The organism is Ruegeria sp. AB11 (genome assembly GCF_056536325.1).
The window spans coordinates 114,446-125,833 of the sequence record NZ_JBQFJO010000001.1; the positions used below are offsets into that span (position 1 = coordinate 114,446).

Annotated in this window: 12 protein-coding genes and 1 pseudogene; 1 reads left to right on the plus strand and 12 read right to left on the minus strand. The window is 56.1% G+C overall.

What is annotated here, in order from left to right; all coding sequences use genetic code 11:
• Positions 1-243: 243 nt before the first annotated feature.
• Positions 244-825: a YceI family protein gene (locus ACR3EJ_RS00665; protein WP_170544324.1), complete on the minus strand. Its 582-nt coding sequence runs from the start codon at positions 823-825 to the stop codon at positions 244-246.
• A 38-nt stretch (positions 826-863) separates the two neighbouring features.
• On the opposite strand from ACR3EJ_RS00665, the gene ACR3EJ_RS00670 reads away from it, so the two are divergent.
• Entirely contained in the window at positions 864-1,370 is a 507-nt protein-coding gene (locus ACR3EJ_RS00670; protein ID WP_170544326.1) for a MarR family transcriptional regulator, read from the plus strand.
• 97 nt (positions 1,371-1,467) lie between these two features.
• Here the strand turns inward: ACR3EJ_RS00670 and ACR3EJ_RS00675 are convergent.
• The 11 genes and pseudogenes from ACR3EJ_RS00675 to rpsL form a co-directional block, all read right to left on the minus strand.
• A pseudogene (locus ACR3EJ_RS00675) lies at positions 1,468-1,542 on the minus strand (50S ribosomal protein L23); the annotation flags it as partial.
• A 26-nt stretch (positions 1,543-1,568) separates the two neighbouring features.
• Positions 1,569-2,603: a fatty acid desaturase gene (locus tag ACR3EJ_RS00680; RefSeq protein ID WP_170544328.1), complete on the minus strand. Its 1,035-nt coding sequence runs from the start codon at positions 2,601-2,603 to the stop codon at positions 1,569-1,571.
• Positions 2,604-2,771: 168 nt separating this feature from the next.
• Entirely contained in the window at positions 2,772-3,068 is a 297-nt protein-coding gene (locus tag ACR3EJ_RS00685) for a 50S ribosomal protein L23 (RefSeq protein ID WP_010437040.1), read from the minus strand.
• Entirely contained in the window at positions 3,065-3,682 is a 618-nt protein-coding gene (gene rplD, locus ACR3EJ_RS00690) for a 50S ribosomal protein L4 (RefSeq protein WP_010437039.1), read from the minus strand. The genes ACR3EJ_RS00685 and rplD overlap by 4 nt, the downstream gene beginning before the upstream one ends.
• Entirely contained in the window at positions 3,679-4,404 is a 726-nt protein-coding gene (rplC, locus tag ACR3EJ_RS00695; protein WP_039538255.1) for a 50S ribosomal protein L3, read from the minus strand. The genes rplD and rplC overlap by 4 nt, the downstream gene beginning before the upstream one ends.
• 18 nt (positions 4,405-4,422) lie before the next feature.
• Positions 4,423-4,737 carry a 30S ribosomal protein S10 gene (rpsJ, locus tag ACR3EJ_RS00700; protein WP_008756422.1) on the minus strand — a complete coding sequence of 105 codons (315 nt, stop codon included), beginning with the start codon at positions 4,735-4,737 and terminating at the stop codon, positions 4,423-4,425.
• Between the two features lie 175 nt (positions 4,738-4,912).
• On the minus strand, positions 4,913-6,640 hold the full coding sequence (locus ACR3EJ_RS00705; RefSeq protein WP_480422455.1) for an amidohydrolase: 1,728 nt from the start codon (positions 6,638-6,640) through the stop codon (positions 4,913-4,915).
• 240 nt (positions 6,641-6,880) lie between these two features.
• On the minus strand, positions 6,881-8,056 hold the full coding sequence (gene tuf / locus ACR3EJ_RS00710; RefSeq protein WP_010441214.1) for an elongation factor Tu: 1,176 nt from the start codon (positions 8,054-8,056) through the stop codon (positions 6,881-6,883).
• A 60-nt stretch (positions 8,057-8,116) separates the two neighbouring features.
• Positions 8,117-10,234, minus strand: a complete 2,118-nt coding sequence (gene fusA / locus ACR3EJ_RS00715; protein ID WP_170547584.1) for an elongation factor G — start codon at positions 10,232-10,234, stop codon at positions 8,117-8,119.
• Positions 10,235-10,252: 18 nt separating this feature from the next.
• On the minus strand, positions 10,253-10,723 hold the full coding sequence (gene rpsG / locus ACR3EJ_RS00720; protein WP_010441203.1) for a 30S ribosomal protein S7: 471 nt from the start codon (positions 10,721-10,723) through the stop codon (positions 10,253-10,255).
• 15 nt (positions 10,724-10,738) lie between these two features.
• Positions 10,739-11,110, minus strand: coding sequence for a 30S ribosomal protein S12 (gene rpsL / locus ACR3EJ_RS00725; RefSeq protein ID WP_005621086.1), 372 nt, complete (start codon positions 11,108-11,110; stop codon positions 10,739-10,741).
• Between the last annotated feature and the right edge of the window lie 278 nt (positions 11,111-11,388).

The window sequence follows — 11,388 nt, forward strand, 5'->3', positions numbered from 1 at the left end:
ATTAGACTCCGATAGGCCTCTCTGATCGAAACGAGTTCTCTTGCAACCGAACGGCCTTAACGGCTGAACTTCAACCGTATCCAACACCACTAGTGCAAGATCAACTCTTGATCCGCATAGCGCGCTTCCATAGCGATCAGTATTGTTGCAAGCAATCACTCGAGACCCGAGTGCATGCGCAACAAAAACCCCCGCTTTCGCGGGAGTCCTTATCTCCTGCCAATAGTCAGGGCTCGCCGGCGCTTAGCCGTCTGCCTTCATCTCGGTGACTATCTCGATCGTGATCGGCCCAGTCGAGAACGGACCCACTCCGAATTCTGTGTGATCGATCTCACCCATTGCCGAGAAGGCCACCCAATCCCCTGCGTAATATTCGATGGCGCCACCCAAAGGATGCTCGCCCTGATGGGTCAGCGTGGCCTGCAGCGTTACGGGCTTGGTCACGCCATGGATGGTCAGATCTCCGGTCACATCCGCCGTTGTATCGCCGGTCCGTTTGATTTCGGTGCTGACGAATGTGATCTCGGGATAGGTTTCGACCTCGAAGAAATCAGCCGATCTAAGGTGATCATCCAAAGGCCCAAACCCCGAAGCCAGGCTGTTGGTGTCAATCGTCACGTTCAACGTCGAGGCCTCCACATCGTCGGCATTCAGGTCCAGCACGCCGTCTACTTTGGTGAACTCGCCATGCTGGTTCGAGACACCTGCGTGGCTCCAACCGAACCTGACTTCGGTATGCCCCTGATCGGTCTTGTAGGTTTGCGCAAGGGCCGGTGTCACGGCAACGGTCAAGGCAGCGGCGGCAATCACAGGTTTAAAAGTCATGGTTGTATTCCTTTCATCCGATGGGCACTGGAATGTAGATGAATTTTCATCTAATTAAGTCAAACCAAGACTTCAATCAGAAACAAGGCAAACACGAAGTTGTGAAGAACGATCTGCCAACGGAATTTGAGACAGAAATCTGGGTCGCTATGAACCGAGCTACCCGGCGCATCCAGTCTGACATCGGCGCGGCCCTAAAGGATGCCGGGTTTCCACCTTTGAAATGGTATGATGTGCTTTGGTCGCTTGAACGGCACGGGGGTCAGTTGCGTCCGTATGAGCTTGCTCAGGATACCATATTCGAACAGTCGAACCTGTCCCATCTGAGCAAGCGGCTATTGGCAGAGGGATTGGTGGAGTTCATCGAATCTGATCGTGATAGACGTGGAAAAGTTCTGAAAGTTACGGAAAAGGGCCGGAACTTACGAAAACGCATGTGGTCCATATATGGTCCTATGCTGCACGAAAGAATGCGCGCGTTTGGTAAAGTGGATGGCTGGCAAGCATTCATCGAAGCGGAACAGGATCAATCCAGTCCAGACTGAAGGATCTTTGATAGCGTGTATGGGCTAGCACCTAACATTGGGGCACAAAAAACCCGCTTTCGCAGGGGACTTAGTCTTTCTCCCAAGGCGGGTTCGATCAGAGACCGGTGGACACGTCGAGGGTGTTACCCTCTTCCAAGGTCACATATGCTTTCTCGACGTCTTTCCGACGGCTCGACTAGCCGCGAAACCTACCATTCACCCATAAAGCGCACGGGCTTCGGCGAAGGACAAAAGACGACGACTTTGCTCGTCCCACAGATGTAGGCGCGCGTTGGCGAAGCTTTCTCGGATGGTCATCTGGTTGCTGTTTGCCAATTCATCATGATCGCGCAGCACTTCGGTCAAGCGGTAGAACGGGATGCGGCTGTACAGATGGTGCACGTGGTGGATGCCGATATTGGCGCTGAACCACTGCAACACCGAGGGCAGGATGTAGTGCGAGCTTCCGTGCAGAGCGGCTTCGTGCAGTTGCCAGTCTTTATCAGGATCCCAGTGCGTGTCCTCGAATTGGTGCTGGACGTAGAACAGCCATACGCCTGCGGTTGCGGCAATCAGGGTCGAAGGCAGGAAAATCAACAAGACCGGCATCAGGCCACCAAAATAATAAACAGCCAGCAAAACAGCCAGAATGACCACGTTGGTGCCCATCGCACTGACCCAGAACCTGAAGCTGCTGGTCAGTCCAAGCGGAAGGCGGTTCTGAAACAGGAACAAATAGCCAGGGCCAAAACCGAACAGAGTTACGGGATGGCGATACACACGATACCAGAACCGGTTCATTGGCGTCTTCGCCTTATACTCGGCCACCGTCAGCGTATGGACATCGCCCATGCCGCGTTTGTCCAGATTACCCGAGCTGTTGTGATGCGTGGAATGCGTACGGCGCCAGACATCATAGGGTGTCAGCGTAAGCACCCCGATCACCCGCCCGACCCAGTCGCTGACTGCCCTGTTTTTGAAGAACGCCCCGTGCCCGCAATCATGCTGGATCGCAAACAGCCGCAGCAGGAAGGCTGCATTGAGGGCAGAAATCGCAAACGCCAGCCAATAGCTGAGCGAAAGTGACATCCAGGACAGCGTCCAAAGCGCAAAGAAAGGGATGATGCTGACACCCAGCTCAAAGGAACTGCGCCACTGGTTCGGTTCGCGGTATTTGGCAAGTGTAGACACCCAATCCCGCGCCGCGGTCACATCCGGATTTTCCCGGGTCGAGTGAGAAAAGTTTGCCATACGCCTGCCATATCTTTTGTTTGTTGGGTACCGGATAGACTACCGGCCCGACTTAGCAAGCGATTTGTTCAAAACACGATCGTTCCGCGCTCAATTTTCTGTGTCGCTGCTAAAGAAAAAACCCCCGCTTTCGCGGGGGCCTTCATATCTCTCCAAAGACGGGTTCGATCAGAGACCGGTGGACACGTCGATGGTGTTACCCTCTTCCAGGGTCACATATGCTTTTTTGACGTCTTTGCGACGGCCCAGCTGGCCGCGGAACCGCTTGACCTTGCCTTTGGTCACGGTGGTGTTTACCGCTTTGACCTTCACACCAAACAGAGCCTCAACGGCCTCTTTGATTTGCGGCTTGTTGCTGTCGATCGCCACTTCAAAGACAACCGCGCCGTTTTCGGACGCCATGGTCGACTTTTCGGTGATGACCGGCTTGCGGATCACGTCGTAGTGTTCTGCCTTCGCGCTCATTTCAGACGAGCCTCCAGTGCTTCGACAGCCGCTTTGGTGAGCACCAGGGTGTCACGCTTGAGGATGTCATAGACGTTTGCGCCCATCGACGGCAGGATATCCAGACCTTCGATGTTCTTGGACGCTTTCAGGAACCCTTCGTTCACGGTCGCGCCGTCGATGACCAGAGCGCGTTTCCAGCCCAGGTTTGCAACCTGTTTGGCCAGAGCAGCGGTCTTGCCTTCGGCTTCGGCGTTCTCGATTACGACCAGTTCACCTGCCTTGGCTTTTGCCGACAGAGCGTGGCGCAGGCCAAGCTTGCGGAACTTCTTGGGCAGGTCGTGACCATGCGAACGAACCACGGGGCCTTTGTAGATACCACCACCACGGAAGATCGGCGCGTTACGGTCACCATGGCGTGCGCCACCGGTGCCTTTCTGGCGATAGATCTTCTTGGTCGAGTAGCTGGTTTCCGAACGAGTCTTCACCTTGTGGGTGCCGGCTTGCGCATTGTTGCGCTGCCAACGGACCACACGGTGCAGGATGTCCGCACGCGGCTCGAGGCCAAACAGGTCTGCATCCAGCTCGATGTTGCCGGCTTTGCCGCCGTCCAGTTTGATTACATCAAGTTTCATGCTTCACCACCTTCCGCGGGAGCTTCTTCCGCAGGTGCTTCAGTTGCAGCACCTTTTACGGCTGCCGGGAACGGCAGACCTTCAGGTGCTTTCTTCTTGACGGCGTCCTTGACGGTGACCCAGCCCGATTTCGGTCCGGGAACGGCGCCTTTAATGAAGACCAGGTTCCGGTCGGCGTCGGTTTTGACAACTTCCAGGTTCTGGGTGGTAACACGGGCAGCACCCATGTGACCGGCCATCTTCTTGCCTTTGAACACCTTGCCCGGGTCCTGACACTGACCGGTCGAACCGTGCGAACGGTGGCTGATCGAAACACCGTGCGAGGCGCGCAGACCACCAAAGTTCCAACGCTTCATCGCACCGGCAAAGCCTTTACCGATCGAGGTACCCGAAACGTCAACTTTCTGACCTTCCAGGAAGTGTTCCGCCGAAATCTCGGCGCCGACATCGATCAGGCCATCTTCGGAGACGCGGAACTCGGCCAGCTTACGCTTGGGCTCAACCTTTGCAGCGGCATAGTGACCGCGCATGGCTTTCGAGGTGCGTTTTGCCTTGGCAGCACCGGCGCCCAGCTGAACGGCGGTGTAGCCGTCTTTGTCAGCGGTGCGCTGTGCAACAACCTGCAGGTTGTCCAGGTGAAGAACGGTCACAGGGATCTGCTTGCCGTCTTCCATGAACAGGCGGGTCATGCCAACTTTTTTTGCGATAATACCAGAGCGCATAATTTATACCCTCCGATCTTACGACTGCAGCTTGATCTCGACGTCCACACCAGCAGCGAGGTCGAGCTTCATCAGCGCGTCAACGGTCTGGGGGGTCGGATCAACGATGTCCAAGAGACGCTTGTGGGTGCGGATCTCGAACTGGTCGCGGGATTTCTTGTCAACGTGAGGGCCACGGAGAACCGTGAACTTCTCGATCTTGTTCGGCAGCGGGATCGGGCCGCGCACGTTCGCGCCGGTCCGCTTGGCAGTGTTGACGATCTCTTGCGTGCTGGCATCCAGAACGCGATAGTCAAATGCCTTCAGCCGAATACGGATATTTTGGCTTTGCATAGATACAGCCTTTTATCAGGCGTTGAGGTTGAGAGGAGGACAGACGCGCATCGCCAACCCTCATCGAACCCAAAAGGCGGGAATCACCCCGCCTTGATGTTCCAATAGAGAACTCGCGCGTACTATAGGTACCTGAGCATTTTGGCAAGAGGCAAACGCAGCAAAGAAAGCACTCTTATTCACCTCCGGAAGCGCCATTAGTTAGCCATGGATCTTCGACCTTCATTCCTTGGTAAACCGCGTGCAGAAAGAGATGCGCAACGACTGGGTCACTGGAAAATGGCGAAAAACGCAAAATTCCTTCTCTGACACCTTCTTCAGCCTCATAGACAACCTCGTCGCCCTTCACGGTTACAAGTACTTTGAGCTCGGCTAGAGTCTCTGGATCGACTGAGGTGGGATCGTTTGACAAGATCACGAAATCCGCAGCCTTTCCAACTTCGATGGACCCCTTCTCTTCTTCTTCGAAATGCTGCCATGCGGGCCAAATTGTCATGGCTTTCAAGGCGGTCATGACATCTACCCGCTGATGCGGTCCCAAGATATCTCCGGAGCGCGTACGGCGCGTGACCGTGGCTGCAAGCACACGCATGCTATCTGGAAAGGCCACCGGCGCATCGTGATGCGTGCCAAACATCATGTCACGTTCACGCAACCAACCTGTGGGTGAGATGTTATCGGCGTTGACCGGTCCGACGGTATGATCTCGGTGCCAATCGCCCCAGTAAAACGTATGCATCGGGAAGAGCGACGGGAACACCCCAAGGCGCTTAAAACTGGCAACCTGATCCTCTCGAAGAAACTGACCGTGAACCAGAACCGGGCGGTTGCCGGGATCGCCATACTTGATCTGCGCCTCTTCGAGCGCAGCAATCAACATGTCTGATGCCCCTTCACCATTGGAATGCACAAGGATTTGGAAATCGTTCTCGTAACACCAGTTCACGGCGTCCTGGAGTTGTTCCATCGTTATGGCCGCATACCCTGCGTACCCCGCGGCATAGTTTCCAACCGGATCATAGTAGGGTCGATCCCGCAAAGCCGTGAAACCCTGCGGCGAACCGTCAATTGTCAATTTGCAGCCCCCTACCCGAACCCGGTTGTCATAATCCGTCGAGGTGTTCGCTCCAATATACTCCCTCGACTCGAGAACATCCGGAAACGCTACAACGTCGATAGGAAGCCCTTCTTCTGCGGCAACTTTCCTGAGAACTTCGACGATTTCACCTGAAGATCGACCTTCTTGTCCGGTCGTATATCCAAACTTTGCCCAGAGTTCGGTCCCAGCTCGGGCAAATGCTGCCAGACCTTCCTCACCCAAATTCCCCAGCATCGGCACGAGAACCGAGAAGAACGCGTATTCTTCCAGAACTCCATTTGGTTCACCGGCTTCATCGCGTTGAATGACCCCACCCGGAGGGGCCTCCGAAGCAGCCGTGATGCCTGCCAACTCCAGCGCTTTCGAGTTTGCCACGCCTAGGTGCCCGGACTGATGAATAATGACAACGGGCAAGTCCTCGGACACCATGTCCAGCTCTTGTCGTGTTGGGTGACGGAGTTCCTTTAATTGAGCATTGTCGTAGCCGAAGCCGATGATCATTTTGACCCGTTCAACGGCCTGCGCATTCTCTTCGGCCCAGTCAGTCAGTGTGGATTGCAGACTGGCGATATCAATGACATCTCCGTCCGGTGGCGCAAGAAGGTTAGCTGACAGTGCCTGCAAACCGCCCATGACGACATGCCCGTGGCTATCAACGAAACCCGGAAGCATCGCGCGCCCTTCCAGATCATAGGTTTCGGTTTCTTCCCCCTGGTGCGCCGACAAGACAGACAGCGGCCCAACCGCAAGAATGCGCCCGTCTTTGACAGCGACAGCTTCGGCGGACGGAGCCGTATCGTCCATCGTAACGATGGGCCCTCCGAGATAGATCCTATCCGCAATTTCTTGTGACGATGCTGAAGTAGATGAGAAAGCAACTGCAACGACAAGACAAATTGAACGCGCCGAAAAGTGCATCTTATGACCTCTTTCTAATTTCAATGTCTCAATACGAAAGAAGTTAGCATTACTGTTCACTTAGGCAAAAACGAAAAAGGGCGTCCCGAGGGACGCCCTTTCCATCTGATCATTCGCTTGCGCGAATTACTCGATGATTTTCGACACGACGCCGGCGCCAACGGTGCGGCCGCCTTCGCGGATCGCAAAGCGCAGGCCGTCTTCCATCGCGATCGGGGCGATCAGCTCGACGGTGAAACCGACGTTGTCGCCAGGCATAACCATCTCGGTGCCAGCCGCAAGGGTCACGGTGCCGGTCACGTCAGTGGTCCGGAAGTAGAACTGCGGGCGGTAGTTCGCGAAGAACGGGGTGTGACGACCGCCTTCTTCCTTGGTCAGGATGTAGGCTTCGGCTTCGAACTTGGTGTGCGGTGTAACCGAACCCGGCTTACACAGAACCTGGCCACGCTCAACGCCGTCACGGTCGATACCGCGCAGCAGAGCGCCGATGTTGTCGCCCGCTTCACCGCGATCCAGCAGCTTGCGGAACATTTCAACACCAGTACAGGTGGTTTTCTGAGTGTCGCGGATGCCGACGATTTCGATCTCGTCGCCAACATTGATCACGCCACGCTCAACACGACCGGTCACAACGGTACCACGGCCCGAGATCGAGAACACGTCTTCGACCGGCATCAGGAACGGCTTGTCAACTTCACGCTCAGGGGTGTCGATGTAGTCATCAACAGCCGCCATCAGTTCCTTGATCTTCTCTTCGCCGATTTCCGGGTTGTTGCCTTCCATCGCGGCCAGAGCCGAACCTGCGATGATCGGAATATCGTCGCCGGGGTATTCATAGCTGGACAGCAGTTCGCGAACTTCCATCTCAACCAGTTCCAGCAGCTCTTCGTCGTCAACCTGGTCAACTTTGTTCATGAACACGACCATCTTCGGGATGCCAACCTGGCGGCCCAGCAGGATGTGCTCGCGGGTCTGCGGCATCGGGCCGTCAGCTGCGTTCACAACCAGGATCGCGCCGTCCATCTGGGCAGCACCGGTGATCATGTTCTTGACGTAGTCAGCGTGGCCGGGGCAGTCGACGTGCGCGTAGTGGCGGTTGTCAGTTTCGTATTCCACGTGGGCGGTCGAGATGGTGATGCCACGTGCTTTTTCTTCAGGCGCACCGTCAATCTGGTCATACGCTTTGAAGTCACCGAAATACTTGGTGATTGCTGCGGTCAGCGTGGTCTTGCCGTGGTCAACGTGGCCAATCGTGCCGATGTTGACGTGCGGCTTATTACGCTCAAACTTTTCCTTTGCCATGATGGCCTCCTTTTTCGGTAATGAAGGGAGCCCGTGATCCGGACTCCCTCAAATCTTCGCTTATGCGTATTTCGCCTGGATCTCGTCCGAGATGTTCTGCGGAACCGGATCGTAGTGGTCGAACTGCATGGTGAACTGGGCACGGCCCGACGACATCGAACGCAGAGTGTTGATGTAGCCGAACATGTTGGCCAGCGGAACAAACGCGTCGATCGCGATTGCGTTGCCGCGTGGCTCCTGACCAGACACCTGGCCACGACGCGAGGTCAGGTCGCCGATGATACCGCCGGTATATTCTTCCGGGGTGATCACTTCGACCTTCATGATCGGTTCCAGAAGCTTCGCGCCAGCTTTGCGCATACCTTCACGCATACACATACGGGCCGCGATTTCGAACGCCAGAACGCTCGAGTCAACGTCGTGGAACTTACCGTCGATGAGGGCAACCTTGAAGTCGATCACGGGGAAGCCAGCCAGCGGGCCGCTGTCCATGACCGAGTTGATGCCCTTTTCAACGCCCGGAATGTATTCCTTCGGTACCGCGCCACCAACGATGCGGCTTTCGAACGAGTAACCTTCAGCAGGCTCGGTCGGCGAGATGATCATCTTCACTTCGGCGAACTGACCCGAACCACCCGACTGTTTCTTGTGGGTGTAGGTATGCTCGACCTCGTGACCGATGGTCTCACGATAAGCCACCTGCGGCGCACCGATGTTGGCCTCAACCTTGAACTCACGCTTCAGGCGGTCAACCAGGATGTCCAGGTGAAGTTCGCCCATGCCCTTCATGATGGTCTGACCGGATTCCAGGTCGGTTTCCACACGGAAGGACGGGTCTTCGGCAGCCAGACGCGCCAGACCCTGGGACATCTTCTCTTGGTCGCCCTTGGTTTTGGGCTCAACCGCGATCTCGATCACCGGATCGGGGAAGGTCATGGTTTCCAGAACCACCGGATCCTTCGCGTCACACAGGGTGTCACCGGTGGTGGTGTCTTTCAGACCCGCCAGCGCGATGATGTCGCCTGCAAACGCTTCTTCGATCTCTTCCCGGTTGTTCGAGTGCATCATCATCATACGACCGATGCGCTCTTTCTTACCTTTGGTCGAGTTCAGGATTGAGTCACCCTTGTTCATGGTGCCCGAATAGATCCGGGTGAAGGTCAGCGAGCCAACGAAGGGGTCGTTCATGATTTTGAACGCCAGACCCGAGAAAGCCATGTCGTCATCGGCACGACGCGCGATGTCACGAATTTCTTCTTCGTCGCCGGGTTTGAAGCCCATGTAATCGACAACGTCCAGCGGGCTGGGCAGATAGTCGATCACAGCGTTGAGCAGAGGCTGAACGCCTTTGTTCTTGAACGCCGAACCACCCAGAACCGGAACGAACGCGATCTCCAGAGTACCTTTACGCAGCAGAGCGCGCAGGGTCGGAACGTCGGGCTCATTGCCTTCCAGGTATTCCATCATCGCGTCGTCGTCCATTTCGACGGCCGCTTCGATCATCTTGCCGCGCCATTCGTCAGCCATGTCTTTCAGGCTGTCGCGGATCGGCGCTTTGATCCAGCTTGCGCCCAGATCTTCGCCCTGCCACAGCCATTCTTCCATGGTGACCAGGTCGATCAGGCCTTCCAGCTCGGACTCGGCGCCGATCGGAATACCAACCGGAACAGCGCGTGCGCCGGTGCGGTCTTCGATCATGTTGACGCAGTTGAAGAAGTCAGCGCCGATCTTGTCCATTTTGTTGACGAAAACCATACGCGGAACCTTGTAGCGGTCAGCCTGACGCCACACGGTTTCGGTTTGGGGTTCAACACCGGCGTTTGCGTCCAGAACGCAGACGGCGCCGTCGAGAACCGCCAGCGAACGTTCGACTTCGATGGTGAAGTCAACGTGGCCGGGGGTGTCGATGATGTTCAGGCGGTGCTTGGGGGTATCAGCGGTCTGACCGTCTTCGGTGCGTTCCCAGAAAGTGGTGGTCGCAGCCGAAGTAATGGTGATGCCGCGTTCCTGCTCCTGCTCCATCCAGTCCATAGTGGCTGCACCATCGTGCACCTCACCGATGTTGTGGGATTTACCAGTGTAATACAGGATACGCTCCGAGCAGGTGGTCTTACCTGCGTCGATGTGCGCCATGATACCGAAGTTACGGTACAGTTCGAGAGGATATTCGCGTGACATTTGTCTAAGCCTCTGGGATTACCAACGGTAATGGCTGAAGGCTTTGTTCGCCTCGGCCATCTTGTGGGTGTCTTCGCGTTTCTTGACGGCAGTACCGCGGGACTGAACAGCGTCCAACAGCTCACCTGCAAGGCGCTCTTCCATGGTGTTTTCGTTGCGGCCGCGCGCAGCAGTGATCAGCCAGCGGATGGCCAGTGCTTCGCGGCGCTCGGGGCGCACTTCGACCGGAACCTGGTAGGTTGCACCACCAACCCGGCGCGAGCGAACCTCAACCGACGGTTTGATGTTGTCGAGCGCTTCGTGGAACACTTCGACAGGAGCGCGCTTTACCTTGTTTTCAACGCGATCAAATGCGTTGTAGACGATGCGCTCTGCGACCGACTTCTTGCCGTCGATCATCAGGTTGTTCATGAATTTGGTCAGTACCTTGTCGCCAAATTTGGCGTCAGGCAGGACTTCGCGTTTTTCGGCGGCGTGACGACGTGACATATCAGCCTCTCCTTCTTACTTGGGACGCTTCGCGCCGTATTTCGAACGACGTTGCTTACGATCTTTGACGCCCTGAGTATCCAGAACACCGCGCAGGATGTGGTAACGCACACCGGGAAGGTCTTTCACACGGCCGCCACGGATCAGAACAACCGAGTGTTCCTGCAGGTTGTGGCTTTCACCGGGGATGTACGAGATGACCTCAAACCCGTTGGTCAGGCGCACTTTGGCAACCTTACGCATCGCCGAGTTCGGCTTTTTAGGTGTGGTGGTGTAAACACGTGTGCAGACGCCGCGTTTCTGCGGGCACTGCTCCAGGTGCATGGACTTTGAGCGTTTTACTTTGGGCTGCCGCGGCTTGCGGATCAGCTGTTGAATAGTTGGCATTCCGGTTTCTTCCCCGTTTTGCAACACACATGACATGCACGCGGCTGCGTGCGGTTAAATTCGCTGCACTTATGCGTCCACAAGCGCAAAACCCGCGAGCGTTCCCATTCCGAGGTGAACGTCGCGGTTTGTTATCAGAGGGCGCGAACGATAAAAGTGTCCGGGCCTTGACCAGTTCATTACTGAAATCGGTTACGGGGCGGCCCCCGGTACCGAGATGTCGCGCGTAATAGGGGGAGTCGGCCCGAGTGTCAACAGTCATGCAACAAAGGCGTGTG

Coding starts and splice junctions, on each gene's coding strand:
- ACR3EJ_RS00665 (WP_170544324.1), bottom strand. CDS start 825: ATGACTTTTAAACCTGTGATTGCCGCCGCTGCCTTGACCGTTGCCGTG.
- ACR3EJ_RS00670 (WP_170544326.1), top strand. CDS start 864: ATGAATTTTCATCTAATTAAGTCAAACCAAGACTTCAATCAGAAACAA.
- ACR3EJ_RS00680 (WP_170544328.1), bottom strand. CDS start 2,603: ATGGCAAACTTTTCTCACTCGACCCGGGAAAATCCGGATGTGACCGCG.
- ACR3EJ_RS00685 (WP_010437040.1), bottom strand. CDS start 3,068: ATGAGCGCGAAGGCAGAACACTACGACGTGATCCGCAAGCCGGTCATC.
- rplD (WP_010437039.1), bottom strand. CDS start 3,682: ATGAAACTTGATGTAATCAAACTGGACGGCGGCAAAGCCGGCAACATC.
- rplC (WP_039538255.1), bottom strand. CDS start 4,404: ATGCGCTCTGGTATTATCGCAAAAAAAGTTGGCATGACCCGCCTGTTC.
- rpsJ (WP_008756422.1), bottom strand. CDS start 4,737: ATGCAAAGCCAAAATATCCGTATTCGGCTGAAGGCATTTGACTATCGC.
- ACR3EJ_RS00705 (WP_480422455.1), bottom strand. CDS start 6,640: ATGGACGATACGGCTCCGTCCGCCGAAGCTGTCGCTGTCAAAGACGGG.
- tuf (WP_010441214.1), bottom strand. CDS start 8,056: ATGGCAAAGGAAAAGTTTGAGCGTAATAAGCCGCACGTCAACATCGGC.
- fusA (WP_170547584.1), bottom strand. CDS start 10,234: ATGTCACGCGAATATCCTCTCGAACTGTACCGTAACTTCGGTATCATG.
- rpsG (WP_010441203.1), bottom strand. CDS start 10,723: ATGTCACGTCGTCACGCCGCCGAAAAACGCGAAGTCCTGCCTGACGCC.
- rpsL (WP_005621086.1), bottom strand. CDS start 11,110: ATGCCAACTATTCAACAGCTGATCCGCAAGCCGCGGCAGCCCAAAGTA.